Below are 26,361 nucleotides of genomic sequence, written 5' to 3'. Positions count from 1 at the left end.
TCATGATTAGATGTCGATTGTCTGCTTTGATGGGTGAGCGCAAAATTTTGAAGTTAAGTGATGTGGCACATGCGACTGGCATTAACCGCAATACCTTGACGAGCTTGTATTATGACCGTGCTATTAGGATTGAACTTTCAGTTGCAGATACGCTGTGTAAACATTTTGATTGCACAATGCAGGACTTATTCGAATATGCCGATGATTGAGAAAATTTTATAGAATAGATGAATATAAAGAGCTATTTAGGTAGAACTTAACATTTATTATTTATTTTAGAAAAGCTTTAATAGTTAGATTTCCTGTTTGATTACAGTAATATGTATAGGCAAAAAAACTTTTGTACGTATTTTCTCCTCTTCCAATAACTCTTCTATGACCTCCTCTTATTCTTATATATTGATCAGCATAGTAAGAGCTGATTCTTTTGTATCGTCTGAAATTAAAAAAAATTGAGATTTAGAAAAGATATTTAAGCTTAAAAATACTAAAAATTACATCTAATTAAGAAGACTAAGAAATCGACTTTATAAATTTAAATTTCTTCTTGAAAAAAAAATTAAAATATATTAACTTAATACCTTAATAATCGTATTACGATAACTGGAAGGTGTTATGACTCCAATGTCAGTTAAAGAACTTAACGCAGAAACAGGCTGGAGAGTGACTTGCTGTGAAATTTTACTAGATCAATCGCATACTGATACTCTAGAAAGTTTCGGCAATATCAGCATAACTTCAAAAAAAGGCGTATGTATATTTTTTGGCTTTACTGCATTTGATAATAAAAAAATTGAAATGGATGAAATACGTATTTTTACTGCTGATAATGAAGAAGTGTGTATTTATAAAGAGGAAGGTCATGATTTATTTGCTCTAGCTTATGAAATTGCTGATCAAACAAATTGGCGAAAAATTGCTATAAATTCAAAATATGAAAAAAATACAAGAAAATTAAAGAGTGTAAGTTTTAATCGAATAAATGAGGCTGATCTTTTATTTTTTGCTGAGCAACAGAAAGATTTTTCAAATTGGGTCAAAACAAAAATTTTAAAAGAAATTGAGATTCAAGATTAATAAATTCTTAATAAAAACTGCTTAATTGACATCAATCAATGAGTAATTTTACTTCAGAATTAGAGTATTAAAGAAGGAGTATGAAAGTAAATCGATAAAAAGTAATTATTTTCATTTGGCAAAAAGTATAAAAGCCCATGCGGGAACATGAGCTTTTATGAATGTCTTGATTAGCGTCCAGACATTTGTATTTTGATGAATAGGAGCACTTTTGTCAATCCTATCTCAAGGTCGCTTTTTGCCTGTTTTTTAATAAACAGGAGGCTCATATGAGCACTAAACTTAAAAATGGTCAGTCACGCTACCAGTCAAATGCCAAAGTTGTGACCGTCTCAAAATTTCAGTTGTTGAAGTTGGTTGAAGTTACCCGTTGTTTAAATGACACAAAATTCGAAAAGCATGGTGAGGTCTTTTTAGAATTCCCTATCATTATTCAGGGGGATGCTCAGCCATCGGAAATTTTTAATCTGTATCTGCTGAAAAAATTACAACAAACAGTGCAGTATGATTTTAAAACATTTGCTTCAATTGCCAACCAATTGCTTGATTTTCAGCGATTTTTAGAAGATGAAAAGCTCGATTGTTTAAAATTTCATAAACTAAAACAGCTGAATGCGATTTTTAAATATCGTACTCGCCTTATCGATCAGGCCAATGCAGGTCTAATTTCAGCCAGTTCTGCGCGTGGTCGAATTAATGCGGTGGTGAATTTTTATCGATTTCTTGTCACAGAAGACTTGCTTGATCATCAATGTTATGGACTTCCATTTCAAGACGTCTATAAATATATTGCTGTGGATAATGAATTTGGCGCACGTAGAAAAATGGCTATTAAGTCGCATGATCTAGCAATTCATGTTCCAGCGAAAGCCCCAAATTCTGAAGCGATTGTGGATGGTGGTGAATTAAGTCCACTCAGCGTTGAAGAGCAAGCCGTTATATTAAAAGCACTGCAAAAATCATCACGAGAATATCAGTTGATGTTTTATTTGGCATTGTTCACAGGTGCTCGCCTACAAACAATCTGTACTTTACGAATTAAATATTTATTTAATCGTGAACCTGACAGTCAGGGTTTTATCCGTCTGCCAGTTGGGGCGGGTACAGGCATTGATACTAAATTTCAAAAGCCAATCACGTTGTTAATTCCGAATTGGTTAGCAAAAGACCTTAAAATTTATATCAATAGTGAGCAAGCATGTCAGCGTAGAGCAAAGTCAAACTATGGTGACTCGGATGAAAATTATGTGTTTCTCACCAAGCTTGGTACACCTTTCTACACCAGCAAAGCAGAACAGCAAGAACTGACCGAGAAGATTCAAGCTTCAGACTCATTTGGGACAAGGCTTAAACTCTATGAAGGTGAAGCAGTACGCAGTTACTTAAAAGTCGTATTATTACCTGAAATTCGTCTGATTGATCCGCAATTTCAGAGTTTTAAGTTCCATGATTTACGTGCCAGCTTTGGTATGAATCTACTGGAAAGCCAGTTACAGCACTTACCCGAAGGGCACTCGGCTATGATAGCTGTCGAATATGTGCAAGCTAGGATGGGGCATCGCAATATCAGTACCACTTTACAGTACTTGAACTATAAATCACGACTAGAATGGCGCAATAAAATTCAGCATGAGTATGAATCAAGCTTGATGAAGTACGTGATGTCTTCTGCCAGTTTAGTAGGAGAATTGTCATGAATTTTAGACGCTCCCCGATTTTTGTGCATATTGCAGATAGAAATAGACAGATTATTGAACATGAGCAACTTGTTCTAGTCTGTAAAGATAAAACAGCGTCTTTTGGTTTTAAAACATTAGATATTGGAACACTGTTTTACCGTAAAAGAATATCTGGCGAGGTTTTATCAGAACAAGAGTTATCTGCATCGTTTGATGAAAAAAGGCGTTATTTTTTACAGTGTTTGACGGATTATTTGCTGCAAATAGGTGGATCAGACTTATCGAAAGGATTATTTTACTTCACAAGTAAAGCTTTTTTGGACTGGATTGACAGTCAAAAGAAAAATTTTGACTTATCGAATAAAGACAGTGTGATCGATGCTTATCGTCGCTATTGTAAATATCTTGTTGATCGCACTTTGCTTGCCGATACAGAAGAGGAAAATCTGGCTGCACACACAGCAAAGCAGTATCAGCGTAATGTAGCTAAATTAATAGCATATGTATTTGATTGTCATGAAATTGATATTGTTAGTCAAGCGATGCAAGTGCAGTCTCAGCGTTATGATGTTCCTGTTTTGCCAATAGCCGAAGATGATCATCAAAAAACTTATGCAACCTTATTGAATGTCTTTCTTGAAATCCATCGTATTGTGATACAAGAAGCAGATTTTCCTGCACATTTTCAATCTGTGAATGAAGAAGACTTCTATTTTTACTCGGGTTTTTATCATCAAACTGAAAAACAGCATATCCAGTTTGATATGCAGAGTTATTTAGCCAAATATAGCTTGATTCCGACATTATCAAAGATGTTGGCTGATTTTGAATTAGAGGAAGATAGTGAGCATCGAAAGCGTTTACGTGAAAACCGTAATCAAGCGATGTATAAATTGCAGCAACGCAATAAAGACAAACGGCACATGGAGCGAGAGCGACTCGCCTCCTATGGTCTAGTTATTGGGATGCTTCTATTTATCGCACAAACTGGGGCCAATTTAGACACAGTCCAGCAGTTACAACTTGATACGATGGAAGTCCTACCTTCAACTCAAGGACGGAGATTTTCAGGCACAAAAAGTCGTGCTGGTGGGAAAGAAGTTCAGCCTGAATTTGGGGTGCAATTTGAGCCTGTTTTTAGACAAATTTTAGAACTTCGTGAATGGTATATTCAAGATGAACCGTGTGATTTTATCTTTCCGTTACGCAACGAAATTCAACAGTTGAGACCTGTTAGCTACGGCAGATTACAATTAATTAAAAAGTTTTTTCAGCGCATTTTCCCAAGAATGATTTGGATTACGCCACAACAGTGGCGTAAGCATACAAGCAGTCAATATGTTGAATTGAGCGATGGTGATCTCTTACTTGAAGCTGAAAAAATGGGTCATTCACTCGATACAGCTCGCAAGAATTACAGTCGCACATCATTTAAAGATGCTAGTCATCAAATTTCACAATTCTTTCATGAGTTACGAAAGGTTGCAGTTGCCAAAACGCGAACTATTGAACGAATTGCTGTGCAAATGCTAGATGAAACTGTTGAAGCTCAGACTTTACCTGTGGGGGCATGCACTACCATGATACTACAGCCTGAAAAAGCAATGGGTTTTACTACACAAGCCCCAGCCCCAAACTGCCAACAATTTGAGCATTGCCTGTTCTGCCAGTACTATGCAATCCATGCCGATGATGAAGATGTGCGCAAGCTTTTATCTCTAAAAAGTTTGCTCGGCTACGTCAAACAAAAAGCGACTGATTTGATCAAATGGGAGTCGCAGTTCGGAGTTGTCTTACATCGAATTGATGAAGTGCTGACTGAGTTGTCGAACACTTATGAGACTTTAAAAGATCGCATTTTGTCGATTCAGGAAGAAGTGGAAAATGGTGATTTAGACACGTATTGGCTGAATCATTTTGAATTATTGATTGATTTGGGGTGGATCGAATGAGTTCATTTAATTCATATTTGTATTCACTGGGTATTGCTGAACTGTTTTTACCTGATGAGTACAACCTACAGAATAATCAGCTAACTGTTCCAAATACTTTTGTATTATCGCGAATGAAGAGCAGTGAAACATTATCAGTTTATGCAGATAATGTGTGGGATCTTTCTCCGTATTTACCTAAGTGTCATTGTCGTCTAAATTTTAATAGTTGGCTTGAAAATGCGCGTGAAGATGATTTTCTCTTCTATCAAATTCGGGCAGAAATGAAAAAAATCATTTTTGCTTTGCTTTATATAAAATCTGGCAAGTCGATTATTAAAAGTGTTGAACAACGGCATACAATTTTGCGTCATTTTGCTGTCATCGCCTATCGCAATGGTTGCACGTTGCAACAGTTATTTGATGATGTTGCTTATATATCAAAAGTAAATGATGCGTATGCTGGCATGAGCTATCAAAAAGCAATCCATATTAAAGCATTTTTAACTGATTGCTTTGCCTTACAACAGCAGTATCCATTACTCATTCCTGCTCTTAATGAGTATAAATCCATTGAATATCTAAAAAAAATAGCTGCACAGTTGCGTTTGCAGTCGAGCAAAGTTGGACCGCAAACTAAACTGATTCCTTCGCGTATTTATATCGCTCTAATCAACAGTTTGGCGGAAAAACTGAATGAGTTTAATCAGCATACGCTTGCTTTAAAGCAATGGTTCCAACGTACTCAGCAGGATGCCTCTTTTGCGCTCATGCCTGTAGAATTTAAGCGTGCAAAACGTGCAATAAGTTTTGCCGATGCCCGTGATTTACTGGGTTTAACGACACTGTTTGAAAATAATCAAATTCACAAACATGCCAACCTCACTCGCTATATGACCATCGTTCAAGGCATGGCTAAACTTTGGATTCACCTCTTCACGGGCATGCGGGACAATGAAGTGAATCAACTGTCTTATGATTGCTATCAAACCGTTCAAAGCAATGAACATAGTGTGCATGTGTTGATGGGTTATACATCTAAGCTACATGGTGGTGGTAATAAATCCACTTATTGGATCACGTTTGAAGATATTCAGTTTGGTGTAAATGCAGCACAAAGCATTGGTGAAATGTATGCTTTACTCAATCCACATTATGATTTGTCTAATCCTGCTGAATACCCATTATTTCCAACCTTGTATTCACAAAAGCAGCGACATAAAAATAACCGAAATATTGATCGTGAAACAGATTTTATTTCCAATTTTTTAGGTGCTCCAACAAAAATACAATCAAATTTTAACAAGTATTTAAACTTCATTTCCCAATCACTGGGAGATGGATTAAAAATTGAAGAAAGCGATTTAGCAGAGCTAGAAGCATTCGATGGTTTCCGTAACTGGCGTGAAGAGAAAGACTGTCAAATAGGTGAATACTGGAATATCTGTACACATCAATTCAGGCGTTCTTTGGCGGTGTATGGTGCTCGCTCTGGCATTATCGGACTAGGTTCTCTGTCGGTTCAATATAAGCATTTAACCGAAGCGATGACTTTGTATTACCGAAATAATGCAGTATTTTCTCCGAATATTTTAGCCAGTGATAGTCAAAAAGAATTTATTCAAGAGCTGGAATATCAGCGTTTAGTGCATTCTTATGCGCAGTTTGAAGAAGGGGTCATTAATACTTCTAGCCGTTTGCTGGGTGGTGCAGGAACGTATTTTCAGTTGCAAAAAGACCGCAAGCAATTGTTAAAGGTCTTTCCAGACCGTGATGAAACGGTTAAGCGCATGAAGAAGGGTGAGATTGCCTATAAACCTAGCCTCTTTGGTGTCTGTACCAATTCTGATTCTTGTGAAAAAATTTCCTTTACCGCTATTACGAGCTGTCTGAGTTGTGCCCATGCAGTTTTTGATACTAGCAGTACTGAAAAAATGCAAAAAGCAGTTCAGCGTATACAAGGAGTCCGAGATAAACAAGCACAAGGCAGTTTGCTATACGGGCAGATGGACAGCGACATTATGGCGTTGAATAAGACTATTCAAAAAATTCGAACTGTGAATATAGGGAGCTAGAGCATGAGCGCATTAAATGAATACTATGCCGCTTTAGGGCGTTTAAAAGCCAATAGGCCAACTACACTGCCAAAAGGTTCTGCGATTAATAATGATACTGTAGCGCTTGAAGCAGGACGTAAACGGGGTTCGATTAAGAAGAGCCGACATGCTGCATTGGTTGAAGAAATTGAGCTAGCTGCGCAGGAAATGGGGCAAGAAGAGCCTTCTCCTGCACAACAGATTGAACAAGCAAAAAGCAAGACTAAAGCGGTTAAAACAGATTATGAGCAGCTTAAAGAAGATTATGAAAAACTACTGGAAAAGTGCAATTCTCTGTTGCTGGAAAATTTTGACTTGAGGCAGAAAACTAGTTCGTAATATAGCTGATTACTTAATTTTATAGCACACCAGAAACCTTATAAAATGGTATTTTACAAAAATATTTCTGTGCTACGATCTTTAGATTTTAGCTATAGTATGTATATTAAGCAATCGAAAGTTCAAAGGCTCAATCAAGTAGATGATTGGGCTTTTAGGATTAGCAAGATTTAATTTATACACTGAATACTGGCCCGACAATAACAATTAGTTGTCAGCATTATCAGATAATTCTTGATATTTTTTATGAAAAGTATTGAGTATTTCATCTAAATACTGTTGGCAGAGTGGATTTAGTCTGATAAGGACGGCCTTTAAACCTGAGAGCTGTTTGTTTTTTTCCCACCCTGCATAATTAGCTAGTTCGTCATTTACAGTATGGGAATGTTTGATACTATTATTTAAACATCTAAGCTCATTTATTGCTTGATAATTGGTAAAGGCTTCTATCTCGATATGTTTGTTTTTTAATTCTTTTTTCAGTTCATTAAAATAAAACAGTTTTTTTGGGTCAGTATCGGGACAATCAATCTTGATCGCGCGTTTAGTTGTAATTTCTATTTTTTTGTAAAGTGCAATAATTGCTAGCTCGTATGCAGGGTTGGGCAGATTTCAAATGGTTTTGGTAATGAATACATGTTTACTTTTTAGTTGATACTTAGCAATATTTTCATATATTTTATATTAGAATAACTGATATCCATATTCCCAAAATCTTGGTGGAGTAGATGGTAAATTTTCTGATAACACAGATGTATTTATAAATAAGTAAATAAATATAATTAATATAAATAAATAAATAAATAATTGAATTAATTTATCTATTTTTGAATTTTTAATTTTCAAATAATTAAAATATGATGCATGAGAGAATTCTGGATTTTTAAGAAGAAAAACAAATAACCATAGAAGCGCAACTTGTGTCACAGGGTAAATATGAATCCCTGAAAAAGATAGCTCTATAGCTACTGAAAACAATGCGGCTAAGACAAAATAGTTTTGTTTAAAGTTCCAACTTATATTTTTAACTACTTTAAAAATAATAAAACTTAAAAATATAAATCCAATCAATCCTGTTTCAGTCAAAATTTGAACAAATAAATTATGGGGATGTGCTGATAAGCTTGGATATTTATCCAATTGGTAAAAACCACACCCCAATATTGGGTTTTCTAACCAACATTGAAAAGCATTTAGCCACAGTTCATAACGTCCGCTTGTAGATTCTCTAGTTATAGACCTTAGAGTTGAAGCTGACTGACTAGAGAAATAGACAATAGAAAAATAAGCTAACCATGTTGAACAGTAAATAAGCAATAATTTAAACCGTTCTAAACGATTAAATATACAAACTATAACGATAAAAATTGTATAAGCTAAAGTAGCTGAACGGCCACCATCTAATAGAATAGATAAGAAAGCCAAGAATATAAAAATCAAGTAAATATTTTTATATTTATCTTCTTTGAGATAAAACCAAATAGCAAAAATAGAAAAAATCAAAAAATAACTGTTATAAATACGAATATTCCATGGCATTGGATACCAATTTTGATACAGCCCACTATTTAGATAATGAAGAATAGAAACAGGAAACATCAAAAAAATTAAAAAACTTAACAAAATTATAGCTTTTGATATTTTCGAATTATAATTCAGCGCAAAAAAAGCCTTAAACAATAAGTAAAATAATAATATTTCAAAAAAAATAAATGGTTGGTTCTTTAAAAAAAATATAGAAAAAATAAAGAACAGTAAAAATATATACTCTATTTTATGAAAAACTATATTTTTAACAAAACCACTAAAAATCCCTAGACTTAATAAAAGAAAAATTTCCAGAAGCCGAGCTTCATTATAAAAATTAGAACTAATATGAACAGAAAAACCCAAATTAAAAATTAAAAAATAAAGAGCTATAAATAGCTCTTTATTTTTTATTAAATTTAGCAAACTAAATCAATTAAGTTGAACGACAAGTTTGTGGTACAAATTTATTAAGAGCTACGTTTGATATTTTACAAGTCCAAGCAACACCAGCATTTGACAAAGCGGGAGTCAATACTAGACTAGCACCATCCAAAGCAACATTACCAGATGTAGCATTAGTACCTTTAACTACTGCGGTAATTGAACCCCCAGTGCCAACAGTAACACTTGTAACATATGGTGATGTCAAAGATGTTGCAGCTTCTAATCCAGCTTCAGCATTGGTATCACATGAGGTAGTAACACCTGTTGAACTTAAACATTCACTAACTGCTGACTTAGCAGCTGCAGCATAATTCATCACTTCTGTAACTTTAGCCCGAGTTGTATAATCCTGATAAGCAGGAATCGCAATTGCTGCCAAAATACCAATAATAGCGACAACTATCATCAGCTCGATTAAGGTAAAGCCTTTTTGAGCATTCATAACATTCTCCACAAATGTTTGTTAATTTAATTATAAGCTTTGTAAGCTAATTTATAGTTTGCACAAAGTGTGCCAAAGCATATTATCCAATAATTACATGTCAAATCAATACATTGTTTAAGAGATTGAAAATTTTAAAAATCAGTAAAGTAAAGTTATGTAATAAAATGACAAAAAATGTCAGTTTTTGGGGTTTTGTGAGATGTCATATCTTAAGTAGCTTGTCACTATAAAAGCTAAATTATTAGCAGTTACGTAAGCAGATAACTATATTGGTTTCGTGATGGTTCCTTGTGTGCAGATGAAAGCAATCTGAAAATAAGAATGCTGTTCTATGCTGAAGATTTTATCCATGAGGGAATAATAGAATGAAACAACTAAAAGACTTCAAAGTAACCGAACGAATACCTCGTCCAGCTGTAAAAGTTTTGCCTATGCAATTTAGCTATGATGAAGTGACTCGATGTAGCGTTCTGCATCATGCAAGACATGTGATCTGTCAACATAAAGAAGAAATACAGAAGTTGGCTTATAAATGAGTCTGGATTTTTTTATCCGGTTTTTAGCTTAACAAAATTTTAAAATATCTCACAACCAGTCTTTATCAAAATTCGTCCTACCGCACTGAGTAAAAGCCATTTTCTAATATGGACAAATTGGAAAAACTTGTCTATTTAAAACAATATCCATATGGACAAAATGAAAAATTAAGAAAAATAAGATATTTCAATGGTTTGATTCATGTCCATATAAAGTGACTTATGGAATGGTTTTCATTAATGATCGTGATCGCGATTATCGGAATTTTGGCTGCTGTTGCACTACCTGCTTACCAAGATTACACAGTTCGTGCAAAAGTATCTGAGATTGTTTTAGCTGGCTCTACTTGTCGTACAGCAGTAACTGAAGCTTATCAAACTGCTGCAGTATTACCAGACGAAAACGGTTTTGGCTGTGAGATTGGTGTTACTGGTGATGCAAACTCAGCTCCAGGGACTAAATATGTAGCAAGTGTAACTACTGATGAAGATGGTGTAATCACAGTTACAGCTACCAGTGCATCTGATCTAAAAGGGGCAGCAAGTAAAGCGATTACTATGACACCAATGGGTGCTAGTGCAGCCTTAACAAAGGCTACACTTAATACCTCAGTAAATAGTTGGGTATGTGGTCCATCAGCTGAAACTGGTAAAGAAATGCCAGTTAAATTCTTGCCAGCAAGTTGTCGCGGTTAATAATAAGTTAAATAAAAAAGACTGGTGAGCCAGTCTTTTTTATTTAACTTTTTAAAACAAATGAGATAAATTTGAATGTCTATACACAATGGTATTAATGAAATTTATGAGCAATCCATACAGTTAAAATTTAAAAATAAGAATGGGGCTATTGTTGTAGAAAATTGGAAAATCCTAAAAGATGAGAATATAGCTCCATCAAGATATGATTTCGTAAAAGAAGTTTCGCTGGATATACCTTTTGAGTGCGAGAGCTTTGATGCGCTAAGAATTAAATATCAGGTAAGTATTCAGCGAAAATTAAAGAATACTGAATTAACTATAGTCGAAATTATAAACGAAACGGCTGAAAAGATTTTAACAGTAGAAGAGCAGAAAGAATTATTGAATCAAATAGAAATATTTTCTATTAAAGAGTCTTTAATTTTTTGTGAATAGAAATTTATTAGAAGTAGATATAAAAAATGTCAAAACGCCTAAAATTTTTCTTCAGCCATTTATCCATTTCCATCTTTATCTCCTTATTGGTGATTGGACTGGTATTTTTTATTTGGTATTCCTCACCACTCGCCAAAGCCGTGGGAGTGACGCAAATATTTCTCATGATGCTGACTGTCGATGTGATTATTGGGCCAGTGTTAGGTCTATTGGTTTATAAAGAAGGCAAAAAAACGCTTAAATTTGATTTAACCGTTATTATTGCGATTCAAATTGCAGCACTTTGCTACGGCATTTATAGTATCGAACAAGGTCGCCCAGCATGGTTAGTTTATAACGTTGACCGTTTTGAGCTAGTGCGAAAAAATGACATTATTCAGGATAACCTGAAACAAGCCCAACCTGCATTTCAACATGTATCGTGGTTTAAGCCAAAATATGTAGCTGTCAATTTCGCAAAAAATGTTAATCAACGTAATGATGATATGTTTGCAGAAGTTTTGAGTGGTATTTCTCTTGCACAACGTCCAGAACGTTATGTTGATTTTGTTCAAGCAAAAAAACAAATGCAACAACGGGCACAAAAAATTGAATTATTAAAGAAGTACAATGACGAAACCGATGTAGAAAAAATCTTGGCAAAATATCCACCAGCAACCGCATTCTTACCAATGAAAGCAAATGCTGCAGACATGACTGTACTTGTAGATCATAAGGGTGATGTGGTAGGAATTGTTGATTTAAGACCTTGGCACTAATTCATTCAGAATCATTTTAAAAGCAGATTACCTTTTAATCTGCTTTTTTATTATCATATGCCCATTCTATTTTCACTGATTTATTCATGAAATTTTTCTTATTGCTTATTGCGGCTGTTTTTATATCTCTTGGTTGGCTCCTCCCTATCCATTACCGCCCTTGGGTCACTTATACAGGCGAGCTGTTTGCCTTTTTATCCCTTTTTGCCTTAGCTGCAATTTATTTAAAAGACAAAATTAAACTGCCTGTATTAAGTTTGCCTTTATTGTTTTTGGCAATTATTCCGTTAATTCAATACTTAGCTGGTGAATTATTTTTCTTTGATAAAACTTTGACCAGTACGCTATTTGTCTTTGGATTTTGGCTGAGCATCGTCATTGGTTATAACTTGTCGGTAGAAAAAATAGATCGTGAAGATGTTTTTACTGGACTAAGCTATGTATTTTTAATGACGGGAACATTGACCGGAATTATTGCCATTTGCCAGTGGTTAACACTGGATGCTTATATTCCCGGTATGGTGAATATGCAAAATGCGGTTCGTCCCTATGCAAATTTTGCTCAACCCAACAATATGGCAACCTTCTTTGTTATGTCATTACTAGGCTGTCTGTATTTATATGAAAAACAGAAATTAAAAATCTGGATAACCTGTCTGTGTTCTTTAATTATGTTATTGGCTTTGGCATTAAGTCAGTCTAGAACTTCATGGGTGGCGTGTTGCTGTATTTTGATTTATGGAGCTTATCAACAATATAAAGGTTTTATCTGCTTAAAATGGTATTACGCTTTAGCTTGGTTTGGATTGTTCATTGGCTTCATTTTTATATTGCCTGCTGTTACTCAGTTAATTGGGCAAATCACCGATGCAAATATTGCTCAGACTAAAGATGTAATTGCGCGCGCAACAGGAGATATGTCTCGTCTAGCCATTTGGAACCAAATGCTGCATGCCATTATCGACCGTCCATGGTTTGGGTATGGCTGGAACCAGACTAGTGTCGCTTATACGCTGGTCAGTGAGCATTTTCAGGGACCGGTATGGGTTCGTAGTGCACATAATTTTATTCTGGATTTTGTGCTTTGGAATGGCTTACTTATTGGGCTTCCATTTCTGGCCTATTTTGGCTATTGGGGCTATCAACTGAATAAGCATGTCAATTCGGTTGAATCTGTGATTGGTATTTTAATGATCGGGGCGGTGTTGATTCATTCAATGCTGGAATTCCCTCAGTACTATGCGTATTTCTTGTTACCATTTGGTTTTATTATTGGGCTGGTTCAATCTCAGCAAGCTAATATTAAAACCATTACACTTTCACCCAACTATATGCGGGTAGGGTATGCGGTTTCTTTAGTATTACTGATTTTAATTGTCAGAGATTATTCGGTGATGGTGCCAAAACTGAATCAATCAATGCGTTATGAGCAAATGCCTGAGAAAATCACCAATCAAGATCAAATTTATCTATTAGAAGAGTTTAACCGGCGTATTGAGTGGATTCGGATGAATCCATATAGTGAAGTGAATGCAGAACAATTAGAAGATATTCGGGAAATGGTACTGAATTATCCGACCAAATATGATCTGATTAAATATGCCAAAGTTCTGGCTTTTAATGGCTATGAGCAAGAAGCCAAACATCAACTGTGGTTGTTGAAAATATTACGTAAAGTAGACATGGATTATGCTTCATTGGCACAACCGGTTTCTGAGAAGTAAGGCTTGAAACTAAAAAAGCCAGTTGATTAACTGGCTTTTTTATAGAGAGTTAGATTTGGCTTTGAATGTAATTTTCGATACCGACTTTTTCCACAAGATCAAGTTGAGTCGTGGTCCAGTCCAAATAGTCTTCTTCTTTTTCTAGAATTTCCTGTACAAGATCACGGGTCACATAATCCATTTCCTGCTCAGCTAAGCTGACAGCTTTTTGTATCACTTCAATATTTTCGTTTACTTTGCGCACATCACAATTCAGTACTTCAACAGTATGCTGACCAATGTACAACTTGCCTAAATTTTGCAGATTAGGCAGACCTTCGAGAAATAAAATACGTTCAATGATTTTATCTGCATCTTTCATTTGGCGAATGGATTCTTTGTATTCTGCAGAACCGAGTTTCTCAATTCCCCAGTGATTAAACATGCGCGAATGAAGAAAATATTGGTTAATGGCAGTCAACTGGTGATAAAGCACCTGATTTAACTGATTAATCACATCACGATTGCCTTTCATTGTAAGTTCTCCATCAACAATTTTTGCCTTAACCATGTGTCAGGCAATCAAAAAATTATTATTTCAATTATCTTAGACAACCATCTTAAACAACTCGGAAAATAATGGCGAGTAATTTATTGAACGGCAAATGAAAATCGGACTCAAAACGACTAAAGGTTAAATTAAATAATAGATAAGAAAAACCCGCTTAGAGTCATAAGCGGGGGAGGAAGATGATCTTTCGACCATTAAACTTTAATTATTATGGCTATAGAATTTAAGCCGCTATTGATATGCGGGCAGCGATTTCTGAAAGTTCTTCGCTAATGATGGCGCGCGCTTCTGGCGCACAGCGGCCACAGCAGGTACCCAAATCAAGTAAGTCGCGGATTTCGCGATAGCTTTCAGCGCCATTTGCTACGGCATCTTTAATATCTTGATCGGTAATACCACGGCATAAACAAACGTACATTTTCAACTAGCCACAATAGTGAAATAGGATAAGTAATATTATTGATAATTATTATCGTTTGTCAATGAAATTCATTTGAAATATCATTCTTATTCATTGGGTTTTTGAATAAAAAAATACCACCTGATCGGTGGTATTTTAGACAATTTTTTAACTATTTGATTTTATTTATTAATAATAACCACACCATCCATTTCCACTAAAGCATCTTTAGGCAGACTTGCGACACCTAATGCTGCGCGTGCAGGGTAGGGTTGTGCAAAGTATTCGCCCATAATCTGGTTCACCAGCTGGAAATGCGAAAGATCGGTGAGGAAAATGTTCAGTTTTGCGATATCCGCCAAAGAGCCACCGGCTGCTTCACAAACTGCTTTTAAATTATCAAATACGCGACGAATTTGTGCCTCAATACCTTCAACCAATTCCATACTGTAAGGATCTAAGCCAATTTGACCTGAAAGATACAGTGTATTTTCCACTAAAATCGCTTGAGAATATGTACCAATTGCTGCTGGTGCATTTTCCGTATGGATTACTTGGCGGGACATTGATTTCTCCTTATATCATCTTCATACATCATAGCGTATATCACTCAAAAAAGTTGCATAGGATTGAATTAACTTGCTTTAGATGCTTCTGTAATATTAATCGGTTGGGCTAAACGGGTAATGCGCGGGAAACCAAAATGCATGCGTAAATCACGAATGATTTGAGCAATTTGTTTGCGGTTATGTACCACAATATTCACGTAAGTTTTCCCTTCATGGTTATGCACCATTTCTACGCCAGTTTTTTCTTTACGGCATTGGTAGATGAGGTCGGAAATTTGTTCATCATTCATCACCATATCAATGCTTAAATAGGCGGTAAAGCTAATATCATCGGTATCTTCAGAGGACCACTGCAAAGGCATAATATTTTCTGGATGCTGGTGTTGTTCGTGTAGAAGGTTGTGACAACGGGCACGATGTACGATTAATCCACGACGCGATAAATGTCCTTGAATTGGATCACCGAGAACAGGGTTGCAGCAATGCGCATATTTGACATCCACACCTTCAGTGCCTTGAATCAGGCGGGTTGAAGATTGAGTCTCGATACTTTGACCTTGTGCAAACAGATGATTGGCAACCAATTGCGGAAGTAGGTCTCCTACAGCGACTTGTTCAAATAATTGCTCTTTAGATTCGATGTGTCGCCATTGCAAGATATCGATCCAGTCTGCCTCGGTTAAATCTTTCACTGAGCGATTAAACAGTTTAAGCGCACGATTCAGCGCTTGCTGACCGACCAGTTGCTGCTCTTCAATATCTTGATCGCGTAAAATATTTTGTAAGGCGCGACGTGCTTTTTGGGTATTAATAAAACTGAGCCAGTCTGGGTTTGGTGTCGCGAGGACATCAGTAATAATCTCAACCACTTGTCCACTGATCAGTGGGGTTGAAAGTGGCTTGGTTTCACCATTTACTTTTGCACCTACAGCATGGTTGCCTAAAAATAGACTGGCTGAATAAGCAAAATCGACTGCTGTTGCCCCTTGAGGGAGTTCATGCAAATTGCCATGTGGGGTATAAACCCAAATTTTTTCTTGATGTAAATAATCTAACAGGTCGCTAAATGTAGTCTTCGCACATGCACCATCAATCAGGACATTGAGATTCTGCATTGATGCTTGAATGGCTGAACGACAGGCTTGTGGTGCATTTTCACCCAGAACCACACCAAAACGGGCAGCCTTGCGCATCAGCTCAGTTTGAATGGTTAGAGATAAAGTGGTTTTTTCGCCTTTTAAACGCATCATCAGCGATTGATTGCCGCCTGGAAGTGGACGGCGAATATGATCTTCATAATGTAAAATTTGGAAATTTTCCCGCAGAATTTCTGCCAGACGGTCACAGTCAGCAATGCTTTGTAAAACAATTTCAAAAGCATGGCTATGCGTGAGTTCTTGTAGATTGATATCATTTTTAACAAAGTGGCGCAGTAATTCGATATTGTTATTTTTCTTTTTAATACGACCTGAAATTTGATGCTGCTGCAACAGTTCGGTGAGATTTTTTTCCCAAATGCTTTGATATTCACAGCGTTTGGGTTTGGTTTGAAATAGTGCCTCTTGCACATTATTAAACATATCGAGATCGAGATTTTGATAGCACAAATGTTCTAAATTGTCGGCCATCTCATTCATGCCGACAATACGTGCCATCGGAACGAAAATATCGAAGGTTTCTTGGGCAATACGCCGACGTTTATCTGGGCGTAATGAACCCAGTGTGGTCATATTATGATAACGGTCTGCGAGTTTAATAATAATGACACGTGGGTCTTGTAGTGTGGCTTGCAGGATTTTACGGAAGGATGCGGCTTTATTATATTCTTTATCACTGGAATGACTGAGTTTGGTGACGCCATCGACCAGTTCTGCAACGGTACGTCCAAATTTTTCAGCAATATCTTCTTTATTGAAGTCAGTATCTTCAATTACATCATGTAAAAGGGCAGCCATCAGGGTTTCTGCATCCAGGCGCATATGCGAAAGAATACTACTCACCGCGATAGGATGCAGGATGTAAGGTTCACCACTTTTTCGGGTGATCCCATCATGTGCAATATCGGCATAATCGCAAGCCACAAGCACGCGCTCGACATCGCTTGCACTTAAGTAAGCGTCGATAATAATTTTGAGCTGTTGTCTGGCTTGGCTGACCTGTGGGCCTGGCATATAACACCTTTATTACTTCAGTTTTACAGTTTAAATCGCTAGACCTTTAATGAAAAACATATTGCATGACTTGTCAAATTTTTCATTTAAAAAAAAGCAAAAAGATACCTATTGAATAATGTATCTTTATACTTATGTTATAACGGTTATTGAGCAAATATAAAAGTTATCCAATAAAAAAAGCCTAGTTAAAAACTAGGCTTTTTTAAGATTTTTTTTCTTATTGGAAAGAAAAGCCATCTAAATTCAAGTTGTTTGCAGAAAGTGCAAGGTCAAGACTAGACGTTTGATAATCTTGATCACGTTGTTTCAAAATATCTTTAGATACATGACCCGCTGCAATTTCACGTAAAGCAACCACAGTCGGTTTGTCGTTATCCCACTCTACAGTTGGTTCGATACCTTGACGTGCCAATTGACGCGCGCGTTTGCTTGCCACTAGTACAAGCTCAAAGCGGTTGTCTACATGGTCTAAACAATCTTCAACGGTTACGCGTGCCATAAGAATTCTCGTTTGAATATTAAATTTGAATAGACTGAGTAGTATAAAAGGCTTTGCCTGTAGACTCAAGTTTTAATCACAATTCAACGGGAGTAATTAATTTTTCAATCAATTCCTGATGACGATCCGCTTGTTGAGATATAACCAAACGATTGGCAATAATTACGCATTCCAAGTCATGTAATGCTTTATTAAAGTCATCATTAATAATGACATAGTCAAAATTGGTATATTGCTGCATATCTTCCACAGCACAACTTAAACGATGTTCAATCACTTCAACAGAGTCTGTGCCGCGATTTGATAGACGTTGACGTAAATCAAACTGGCTTGGCGGTAAAATAAAAATTTGTTTAGATTCAGGGAAAAGTTTACGAACTTGTTCTGCACCTTGCCAATCGATTTCAAGTAAAACATCATGACCTTTAGCCAATTGTTGTTTTACTGTGGCTTGAGCGGTACCGTAATAGTTACCAAAAACTTCGGCATACTCAATAAAACCACCTTGCCCAACTAAAGCAAGAAAATCTTCTTTTTTCGAAAAATGATAATGCACACCTTCGAGTTCACCAGGGCGTTGACCACGAGTTGTGTGAGAGACAGAAACGTGTAAATTATTCACACGCTCAAGTAGGGCTTTAACGAGAGATGTTTTGCCTGTTCCAGATGCAGCAGAAACGACAAACAAGAGACCCGACATGATATTTTTCCTGATATGATAAAATATCTTCTCTATTTTAGAGCAGACAGCCAGCAAACTAAATAGCTGAACGCAGGTTGTTTGCATTTATTTCAAATTATTCAGTCTAAATTCAAGTGAACATTGAGGGTCTTATGGAAATTGTATTGGCCAATCCACGTGGTTTTTGTGCAGGCGTCGACCGAGCAATTGCGATCGTTAATCGGGCACTTGAATGTTTTAATCCTCCGATTTATGTCCGTCATGAAGTGGTGCACAACAAATTTGTGGTCGATGATTTACGTCAGCGCGGTGCAATTTTTGTCGATGAACTGGATGAAGTACCCGATGATAATATCGTTATTTTTAGTGCTCATGGTGTCTCTAAAGCAGTACAAATTGAGGCTGAACGTCGTGGTTTAAAAGTCTTTGATGCAACTTGCCCATTGGTGACCAAAGTGCATATTGAAGTGACTAAATATGCCCGTGAAGGAACTGAAGCCATTTTAATTGGTCATGAAGGTCATCCTGAGGTTGAAGGAACCATGGGGCAATATGACAAAAAAAATGGCGGTGAAATTTACTTGGTTGAAGATGAACAAGATGTTGCAGCTTTAGTCGTCCATAATCCTGAAAAAGTGGCTTTTGTTACTCAAACAACATTATCAATTGATGATACGGCGAAAGTGATTGATGCTTTACGTACAAAATTTCCTGAAATTCAGGGTCCGCGCAAAGATGATATATGTTATGCCACCCAAAACCGTCAAGATGCAGTACGTGATTTGGCTATGCAGTGCGATGTGGTTTTAGTGGTTGGTTCTCCCAATTCATCTAACTCAAATCGTTTACGTGAATTGGCTGAGCGTATGGGGAAACAGGCTTATTTAGTCGATAATGCAGATCAGCTTGATCAAAATTGGTTTAATGAAAATACCAAAATTGGGGTCACTGCTGGCGCATCTGCACCTGAAATTTTAATCAAACAGGTGATTCAGCGTTTACAGGATTGGGGTGCAAAAGCACCAGAAGAGCTCGCAGGACGTGAAGAAAATATTACCTTTAGTTTGCCCAAAGAGTTACGTATTCCTGTAACTCAAGCATAAAGCGTGAATGATTTAACATTCTGAAATTTTTAAAATTTTGACAGATAATTGTATTTTGACAGTTATCTGTTTTTTTATACCTTTTATCTCTATTTGTGTCAGTTCTGTAAGTTAATTAGATATTATTTTTAATGGGGTAAAGTTTTGTTATCCGGGGGGAGTATGCAAAAAAATAAAGGATTTACCTTAATTGAATTAATGATAACGATAGCTGTATTAGCAATTATTGCAACTATGGCTGCTCCTTCTTTTACCCAAACGATTCGAAAAAACCAACTGATAAGTGATACTCGTGATTTTGTAAATTTGTTGGCAGAAACACGTTCGGAAGCGATTTTCAAACAGGGTGAACGGATTGTAGCATTGGACAGTAGTGTTGCGACATTTTATAAAAAATGGTCACCAACCCATGTGACGAAAGAGAGTGGTGATGCGAGTGTCACTTTTAACCGTTTAGGGCAATCGATCATAACAACCAACGGTCAGTGTTTTATTTTTAAACATATTAGTAATACAAACTTAAAATCTTATGTGTATGTGCAAAAAGGCGGAACGGTAGTTTATAACAAAGTGGCAATAAGTTGCCCAACCTGAGAATAAGGAATAATTAAAAATGAAAAATACTCAAAAAGGGGTTGGGCTCGTAGAGGTGCTAGTCGCACTGGTGCTTTTAAGTGTTGCTGTGTTGGGTTTTGTAGCATTACAAGTAAGGGCTATGGGGGCTAGTGTAGAGGCTGGAATGAATGTGCAAGCTTCTAATGTGGCTAGAGATTTGGCAGAGAGGATGCGGGTGAATCGAGGCGGGTTGGCTGATTATGCTAAAAATAGTGCTACAGATGACTGTGCAACAAGCTTTTGTGATGCTGCAAAAATGGCGAAATATGATTTTAGACAAGTTGAAAGCCGAGCAAGTAATTTGGGCATGAGTATGGATGTACTCAATTGTCAAGGTTCTACTCTAGTTCGTAAATGCATCTATGTTGCTTGGGAGGGTACAACGGCAACAAATGGTACGGGCAGTCCAAACTGTACCAATGGCACTGCTTATGTCCCAAATGCCAAATGTATCATTATTGAGGTATATAACTATGGTTCATAAGCATTATACCTCAGGCTTTACTCTGATTGAACTGATGGTTGCTTTAACCTTAGGTTTACTTATTGTTGCGGCTGGGCTGGCCGTGTTCTTAAGTAGTTCGCGTTCTTTAGGATTGCAATCAGGCATGAGTGAATTACAACAAAATGCCAATTTTGGTTTGTCTTTGGTTGCGCATGATCTACGTCATACCAATTTGAATACTGTATCTGCACAAAAGGTAAATAATATTGTTTTAGGTTCAGGAATTATTTTTAAAAAGGAAAATTTGCCTGCAGCTTTACAAACAAGCACGAATTTGGAAACTGAATTGGTCAGCTTACAAGACGAAGATACCGATAATACAACAGGTACAAGTGACCGTTTAACTATTCAATATACACCTGAAACCGAAAGCATTATTAACTGTGAGGGAGCAACAGTGGGAACTGCTGCTGCGCCTGCTTCAAATCTAGTGATTGTACAGCGCTATTATTTGGCGGCTAGTCCACAGCAAATTCCAGGTGAACCAACGGCTTACTCATTATATTGTGATGCGGGCTCATATCCTAAAAGTGCGCCAACCACAATTCTCGGTTTAGATGTACATGGTTCCAATAATGCCCAGCAAATGATGCAGCGCGTAGATGCATTTAAAATACGTCTAGGAGTAAAGAATCCTGCTGGTGAGTTTCGATATATGACCATTGATGAGTACATCGATGAAATGGATGATATTCGTGATGCATGTGCGACACCAATTGTTGAAGATATTTGTGCAAAAACTTATCTGCAAGTGACTTCAATGGAAGTGGGTATTTTATCTCGTTCGACAGGGACGATTGGGGCTGATGCAAGTTTAAATACCCAAACGACCTTTAACCTTGCAGGTGCGGATGTGGCTTTGGATGGTAGCTCTGGAAAAGACATTATTAATAAAAAATATTTGCGTCAGGCTGTGAATCAGGTTGTAGCGATTCGGAATACATTGGGAGCATCGTAATGAAACAACAACAAGGTGCAACTCTTATTACTGTTTTGATTATTTTGGTGCTTGTGACATTACTGGGCACAATTGCTGTGAAATCTGGAATTTTAGGATTGAAAATTGCGACAAATAGTCAGGTCAATGCTTTATTGATGGGGAATTCTGACTCCGCTTTATTTAATGTCGAGAACCCTGAGCAAGTGGCAAGGCAGTTGGCATTAGATGGGATGTTTGCTTATTTCAACTCTTCCGCAAATGCCAATGATGAATTGGTATTTTGTTATCGTGCATCTGAAAATTCTTTTTTTAAATTATCTAAAGCTAGTGCGATTACAGCGGATGGTTCAACCACCAAGATGGGTGTGGATGGCTTTTGTAAAGCCAATCAATTCGCAATGGGGCGTTCTGCGGTGTTGTCACAAGTATATTTAACCAAAAATGTTACAACGTCTACACCATTTGGTGGCGCGCCGAAAGGGACAAGTCTTGGGCAAAGTAATGTGCCTGTAACAACCAATAATATTGGAGCGACTGTAATTTCAGTATTGCCAAGTTTTGCAGGTGCGACATCTACACAAATAGAATCCTGTTTTAAGCAGCGTGCTTCGGCAGTGGGGGCTTGTTTTGAGGGGTTGAATATTCCTTATAACATGCAGCATTCGGATTATACAGTTGGCGGTCAGCCGAAGTTGGTATCGTAACTAAAAGGATTTAAAAATGAAAAAGTTAAATCAAAAAAAAGGACTCTTAGCGACGGTGTCAATGTTTATGACCTTGGCTGTCTGTCATAGTGTGTCTGTACAAGCCAGTGATATTGATATCTATAGTAATTCCACAGGTGGTCAAACACGAATTATGTTTGTACTGGATACGTCGGCCAGTATGAAAGCCACAAATACTTTTAAATTTGCATGTGATGCTCCTGTGGCAGATAGTGCGGTAACAGTGCCAACCTCTAATTCAGAAGCCTCCACCACAACTCCCTCTTATACACGCTATTATTGTACTGCTAATACTACAGTTGAAACTTCACCTAAAATTTACAATTATAAAGCACAAACTATTTCAACATCAAAAACATATAAGTGCCAAAGTAATGTGACTACAGCTACGAATTGTGTTGGTACGGAGGCTTCACTTGGTTCTTATGAATGCTCAGAAGTATCGGGAAATACAACTTATTATTTTAATACAAGTGATAGTCAAAATCGTTGTAATAGGGGAACAAAGACCTATATTTTTAAAACAGAAACCATAACTACAACCAACTATTATACTTGTAATTCACCGTACACACAGCAAAGTGACTGTCCTACAGGTACATTATTGACCTCACCACCTTCTGGTGCAAATACTTTTTTGGAATCAGCAAATGGTTTTAATTATTATGGTGCACTAGCACAAAACACAACACAAACTCAAAAATATTACGACCGTATTACCAAACTCAAAGATGGTCTATTTACCGTATTACAAGGGCTAAATGGTGTTCCTCAATTAGGAAATGACATTGTTATAGGTCTAACGCGGTTTACTGGAGGAACTTCAGGGACTAGCTCTAAAACTGGAGCGGTTTTAGTTTCAGCTCGCCGTTTGGACACTACTTCCAGTAGTTTAACTGGCAGTGCGAGAACTACTTTTGAAACGGAATGTGGTTCTGTATCTGGTATAACCCAACGTTCATGTATATTACAAAAAATTGTAAATATGGATGCTCCCGATTATACGCCAACAGGTAGGGCGTATGCGATTGGAGCCAGATCATTATTAAATACGATCGGTACAGATACTTCAACATGTAATGGTAATGGAGTTTATGTTTTAACAGATGGGGGTCCTAGTACGACTAGTGTTGCTGATCCTGAAACAGAAATGTCGACTACTGTGAGCGGTTTCAGTTGCCCTTCTTCATGGGATTCTAATGTTAGTAGTGAAAATTCGACCTACGAGTTTAAAGCAAAAACTGCTAATCCGGACAATGAAAAGGTTTGGCGTTGCATTGCAAATTTTGCCAACACTTTATTAACCGGTGCTACCAATCGTGCCAAAATTAAAACAGCAGTAGTTGGTTTTGGTAAATTCTATAGCGGATTGGATGCGTATACTGGAGCGGAAAAAACAAAAGTTGGCCAGTTAACTTCTACCAATACCGATGTAGCAAACATATTAAATCGTTTTTCTAGTATTAGTAATACTTATGGTAATACAACCGGTGGAGCTAGTCGTGCAGATATTGCCAATACCGCATTATGGGGTGTTTATGGTCGTGGTGGATGGTATTCGGCTTCAGAGCCAGGTGAGGTTGCACAAAGTATTTTAAATTTTGTTGATGAGGTGAAACCTGAATTTGACCCTGTTACCACAGGTTCACCAACCCTACCACAGGATGCTTTAAACCCGTTGCGTATCCAGCCATATGGTTATTATGCTTCATTTATTCCAAAACCACAGGAAACTACCCAGCTCTGGGCGGGTAATTTGAATAAATACCATGTCTATAATGGTGAGCTTTACAATAGTACTAAAACTATACCCTTAATTAAAACAGATGGTTCGTTGGATGCAACTGCCAATGGTCTATGGTCAGGGGGCTTGAAAGGAAAGTTGCCTTTAGGTTTAACTACAAAAATTGAAAATGAACAAGTTACTAACCGTACCATCTATACCAATCGACAAATTACTGATGCAGCACCTTATATAGCAAGTGAAGCGGATGCATTGAAAAAAATCAATGTTACAACTTTATTTGGTACTGGTAGCACAGCATTATTTGTAAATGATCCTGATAAAAACTATTGGTTGAATTTACTAGGTTATAACGTTGGTGCAACAGAAACGAGTGTAACTTTAGAGAGTCTTGCAGCAAAACAAGAATTGCGTCAAGTTGGTGCTGTCATGCATTCAACTCCGATTTTACTTACACAAAGAGGTAAAATTACTGTTGGCTCCGTAGGAGCATTAGATACTACAGATCGTGATGATTATCTACTCTTTGGTAGTACACAGGGTTTATTGCATGTAGTTGATGCTGACACAGGGGTGGAGAAATTTGCTTTTGCACCAAATGAAATGATGCAAAATCAAAAAGCAGCGTTCTTATCTGAAACCAGTAGTACCGGTGGTTCAGCGAATTTATTCTACGGTGTAGATGCACCTTGGACAGCATATACCCAGTATGTGTCAAAAGCAGATGGGACATTAACGGTTAATAGCTCTGATCGTACCAGTGACGGTACTTCAAATGCAGATCTTACGCTTAAAGGTTTGCAGTGGGTGTACGGTGGTCTGCGTATGGGGGGGCGTAGTTACTACGCGCTGGATTTATCTGATTTAGATAGCCCAAGTTTGAAATTTCATATTAATCCTGATGCTGCTGTTACCACTGATGCAAATGGAAATCCAACTACTACAGCAGATACGAACAATGCGTTAAGTTATATGGGACAAAGCTGGTCTAAACCTACACTTGCTTATGTCAAATTTGGCGGTACTAAAAAACTGGTGATGTTTGTGGGTGGTGGTTATGATGCAGGCTATGAAAATGCATTCTATGATCAAAGTACCACCACAGGCGGTGGTGCTGGCGTATATATGTTTGATGCCAACACAGGTGCTTTACTTTGGTGGACTAGTGCCAATGCTACAGCAGCTAAAGGAGCAGAAGCATTTACTGATGCCAGCGCATCTACGATTAACATGAAATATAGCGTCGTCAGTCAAGTTAATGCGATTGACCGTGATAATGATGGACTTGTGGATAACCTGTATTTTGGTGACTTAGGCGGACAGGGCTTTCGTGTCGATTTAAATAATGCTGCAACTGGTGTTGATGCAGATGCTAAAAAAGCGAATTTTTCCAAACGTGTGGTTCGTTTGTTTAATGAACATGCAGAGGGTGGTGCAAGTCCTCGTTTTTATGAAATGCCAAGTGTTTCTATTCATGAAAATAATGGCTATGTTGCAGCGGTTGCCTTTAGTTCAGGTAACCGTAGTTCACCATTAGTAGGGACAGCGGTAACAGGTGGTAACCAGGCTGGCTCAACTGTAAGTGCTGCTGATGGCGTATTTGTGGTTTATGACAAAGATGTGGCAAGAACGGATTTATATACATTGGTTGATTCAGGAGCCACAGCATTAAAAACAAAAAATGTTTCGTTAACTTCGTTAAATTCAAACATAAGTACTGGTGTCGCAATCACTGGAAATAATGGCTGGAAGTATATCTATTCAAGCACAGCTGGTGTCTATAAAGGCATGAATGAGTTGTATGCCGTGGATGGGATGCTCTATGTGAGTGTTTATCATCGTGATGGTACAGGCATTGGTGGTACGTGTGGTGCAGGCGTAAAAGGGGACTCTTATGTATATCAATTCTGTTTACCGTCAGGAAAATGTTCTTTCAATACTGCAACTACTAATACTCCGAATAGCGTTAAGTTAGGGGCTGGTATCTTAGGGAGTGGTATTGGCCAATCACTTGGCAGTAATACTAGTAAGTTGGTAGTACCACGTCCTGATACTTTGAATTGTAAAACTGCGGAAAATAAAAATAAGCCGGAATGTCAAGAGTTTACGACCACAGCGAAACTTAGACAGTTACGCTGGTATGAAACTCGATAGGGGGAGTC

General features: G+C 37.2%; 24 protein-coding genes. 16 read left to right on the top strand and 8 right to left on the bottom strand.

Features of this window, described 5'->3' with window-relative positions; genetic code table 11:
* Positions 1-2: 2 nt before the first annotated feature.
* The 6 genes from HLH14_RS02155 to HLH14_RS02130 all read left to right on the top strand — a co-directional run bounded on the left by HLH14_RS02155 (position 3) and on the right by HLH14_RS02130 (position 7,122).
* Positions 3-209 (top strand): helix-turn-helix domain-containing protein, encoded by a 207-nt coding sequence (locus tag HLH14_RS02155; protein ID WP_171532565.1) that lies wholly within the window; start codon positions 3-5, stop codon positions 207-209.
* 406 nt (positions 210-615) lie between these two features.
* Positions 616-1,077, top strand: coding sequence for a hypothetical protein (locus tag HLH14_RS02150; RefSeq protein ID WP_171532564.1), 462 nt, complete (start codon positions 616-618; stop codon positions 1,075-1,077).
* Between the two features lie 269 nt (positions 1,078-1,346).
* A complete protein-coding gene (locus HLH14_RS02145) occupies positions 1,347-2,774 on the top strand; it encodes a tyrosine-type recombinase/integrase (protein ID WP_171532563.1) in 1,428 nt (475 codons plus the stop codon).
* The gene (locus tag HLH14_RS02140; protein ID WP_171532562.1) at positions 2,771-4,708 is read left to right on the top strand and encodes a hypothetical protein; all 1,938 of its coding nucleotides are present in this window, start codon (positions 2,771-2,773) and stop codon (positions 4,706-4,708) included. The genes HLH14_RS02145 and HLH14_RS02140 overlap by 4 nt, the downstream gene beginning before the upstream one ends.
* A complete protein-coding gene (locus HLH14_RS02135) occupies positions 4,705-6,762 on the top strand; it encodes a hypothetical protein (RefSeq protein WP_171532561.1) in 2,058 nt (685 codons plus the stop codon). Before HLH14_RS02140 ends, HLH14_RS02135 begins: the two co-directional genes overlap by 4 nt.
* Before the next feature lie 3 nt (positions 6,763-6,765).
* Positions 6,766-7,122 carry a hypothetical protein gene (locus HLH14_RS02130; protein ID WP_171532560.1) on the top strand — a complete coding sequence of 119 codons (357 nt, stop codon included), beginning with the start codon at positions 6,766-6,768 and terminating at the stop codon, positions 7,120-7,122.
* Between the two features lie 684 nt (positions 7,123-7,806).
* Here the strand turns inward: HLH14_RS02130 and HLH14_RS02125 are convergent.
* Both HLH14_RS02125 and HLH14_RS02120 read right to left on the bottom strand, forming a co-directional pair.
* Complete coding sequence (locus tag HLH14_RS02125) at positions 7,807-9,075, bottom strand: O-antigen ligase family protein (protein ID WP_171532559.1); 1,269 nt, start codon at positions 9,073-9,075, stop codon at positions 7,807-7,809.
* Positions 9,076-9,085: 10 nt separating this feature from the next.
* Positions 9,086-9,538 carry a pilin gene (locus HLH14_RS02120; protein ID WP_171532558.1) on the bottom strand — a complete coding sequence of 151 codons (453 nt, stop codon included), beginning with the start codon at positions 9,536-9,538 and terminating at the stop codon, positions 9,086-9,088.
* Positions 9,539-10,299: 761 nt separating this feature from the next.
* Here HLH14_RS02120 and HLH14_RS02115 point away from each other — a divergent pair.
* The 4 genes from HLH14_RS02115 to HLH14_RS02100 all read left to right on the top strand — a co-directional run bounded on the left by HLH14_RS02115 (position 10,300) and on the right by HLH14_RS02100 (position 13,693).
* Positions 10,300-10,773 carry a pilin gene (locus tag HLH14_RS02115; protein ID WP_235940450.1) on the top strand — a complete coding sequence of 158 codons (474 nt, stop codon included), beginning with the start codon at positions 10,300-10,302 and terminating at the stop codon, positions 10,771-10,773.
* Between the two features lie 75 nt (positions 10,774-10,848).
* Positions 10,849-11,211, top strand: a complete 363-nt coding sequence (locus HLH14_RS02110; protein WP_171532557.1) for a hypothetical protein — start codon at positions 10,849-10,851, stop codon at positions 11,209-11,211.
* Positions 11,212-11,237: 26 nt separating this feature from the next.
* Complete coding sequence (gene tfpZ, locus HLH14_RS02105) at positions 11,238-11,969, top strand: TfpX/TfpZ family type IV pilin accessory protein (RefSeq protein ID WP_171532556.1); 732 nt, start codon at positions 11,238-11,240, stop codon at positions 11,967-11,969.
* A gap of 86 nt (positions 11,970-12,055) precedes the next feature.
* The gene (locus tag HLH14_RS02100; RefSeq protein ID WP_171532555.1) at positions 12,056-13,693 is read left to right on the top strand and encodes a PglL family O-oligosaccharyltransferase; all 1,638 of its coding nucleotides are present in this window, start codon (positions 12,056-12,058) and stop codon (positions 13,691-13,693) included.
* Positions 13,694-13,742: 49 nt separating this feature from the next.
* Here HLH14_RS02100 and bfr read toward each other — a convergent pair whose 3' ends face one another.
* The 6 genes from bfr to gmk form a co-directional block, all read right to left on the bottom strand.
* Complete coding sequence (bfr, locus tag HLH14_RS02095; protein ID WP_067726798.1) at positions 13,743-14,207, bottom strand: heteropolymeric bacterioferritin subunit Bfr; 465 nt, start codon at positions 14,205-14,207, stop codon at positions 13,743-13,745.
* A gap of 259 nt (positions 14,208-14,466) precedes the next feature.
* Positions 14,467-14,661 carry a bacterioferritin-associated ferredoxin gene (locus tag HLH14_RS02090; protein ID WP_131268380.1) on the bottom strand — a complete coding sequence of 65 codons (195 nt, stop codon included), beginning with the start codon at positions 14,659-14,661 and terminating at the stop codon, positions 14,467-14,469.
* A gap of 164 nt (positions 14,662-14,825) precedes the next feature.
* Positions 14,826-15,209, bottom strand: coding sequence for a RidA family protein (locus tag HLH14_RS02085; protein ID WP_067726797.1), 384 nt, complete (start codon positions 15,207-15,209; stop codon positions 14,826-14,828).
* Positions 15,210-15,277: 68 nt separating this feature from the next.
* Positions 15,278-17,383 carry a RelA/SpoT family protein gene (locus HLH14_RS02080; RefSeq protein WP_171532554.1) on the bottom strand — a complete coding sequence of 702 codons (2,106 nt, stop codon included), beginning with the start codon at positions 17,381-17,383 and terminating at the stop codon, positions 15,278-15,280.
* A gap of 220 nt (positions 17,384-17,603) precedes the next feature.
* A complete protein-coding gene (rpoZ, locus tag HLH14_RS02075) occupies positions 17,604-17,885 on the bottom strand; it encodes a DNA-directed RNA polymerase subunit omega (RefSeq protein ID WP_004650579.1) in 282 nt (93 codons plus the stop codon).
* Between the two features lie 76 nt (positions 17,886-17,961).
* Entirely contained in the window at positions 17,962-18,585 is a 624-nt protein-coding gene (gene gmk / locus HLH14_RS02070) for a guanylate kinase (protein WP_067726793.1), read from the bottom strand.
* A 134-nt stretch (positions 18,586-18,719) separates the two neighbouring features.
* Between gmk and ispH the strand changes: the two genes are divergently transcribed.
* The 6 genes from ispH to HLH14_RS02040 all read left to right on the top strand — a co-directional run bounded on the left by ispH (position 18,720) and on the right by HLH14_RS02040 (position 26,353).
* Complete coding sequence (gene ispH / locus HLH14_RS02065) at positions 18,720-19,670, top strand: 4-hydroxy-3-methylbut-2-enyl diphosphate reductase (RefSeq protein WP_171532553.1); 951 nt, start codon at positions 18,720-18,722, stop codon at positions 19,668-19,670.
* A gap of 162 nt (positions 19,671-19,832) precedes the next feature.
* Positions 19,833-20,264 carry a pilus assembly FimT family protein gene (locus tag HLH14_RS02060; RefSeq protein ID WP_171532552.1) on the top strand — a complete coding sequence of 144 codons (432 nt, stop codon included), beginning with the start codon at positions 19,833-19,835 and terminating at the stop codon, positions 20,262-20,264.
* Positions 20,265-20,283: 19 nt separating this feature from the next.
* Complete coding sequence (gene pilV, locus HLH14_RS02055; RefSeq protein WP_171532551.1) at positions 20,284-20,769, top strand: type IV pilus modification protein PilV; 486 nt, start codon at positions 20,284-20,286, stop codon at positions 20,767-20,769.
* A complete protein-coding gene (locus HLH14_RS02050) occupies positions 20,759-21,748 on the top strand; it encodes a PilW family protein (RefSeq protein ID WP_171532550.1) in 990 nt (329 codons plus the stop codon). The genes pilV and HLH14_RS02050 overlap by 11 nt, the downstream gene beginning before the upstream one ends.
* Entirely contained in the window at positions 21,748-22,434 is a 687-nt protein-coding gene (locus tag HLH14_RS02045) for a pilus assembly protein PilX (RefSeq protein ID WP_171532549.1), read from the top strand. Before HLH14_RS02050 ends, HLH14_RS02045 begins: the two co-directional genes overlap by 1 nt.
* A 553-nt stretch (positions 22,435-22,987) precedes the next feature.
* The gene (locus HLH14_RS02040; RefSeq protein WP_413228124.1) at positions 22,988-26,353 is read left to right on the top strand and encodes a pilus assembly protein; all 3,366 of its coding nucleotides are present in this window, start codon (positions 22,988-22,990) and stop codon (positions 26,351-26,353) included.
* Positions 26,354-26,361: the final 8 nt, after the last annotated feature.

This window comes from Acinetobacter terrae (genome assembly GCF_013004375.1).
Taxonomy (GTDB): Bacteria; Pseudomonadota; Gammaproteobacteria; order Pseudomonadales; family Moraxellaceae; genus Acinetobacter; species Acinetobacter terrae.
This window is presented reverse-complemented; position numbering and strand designations above follow the sequence as displayed.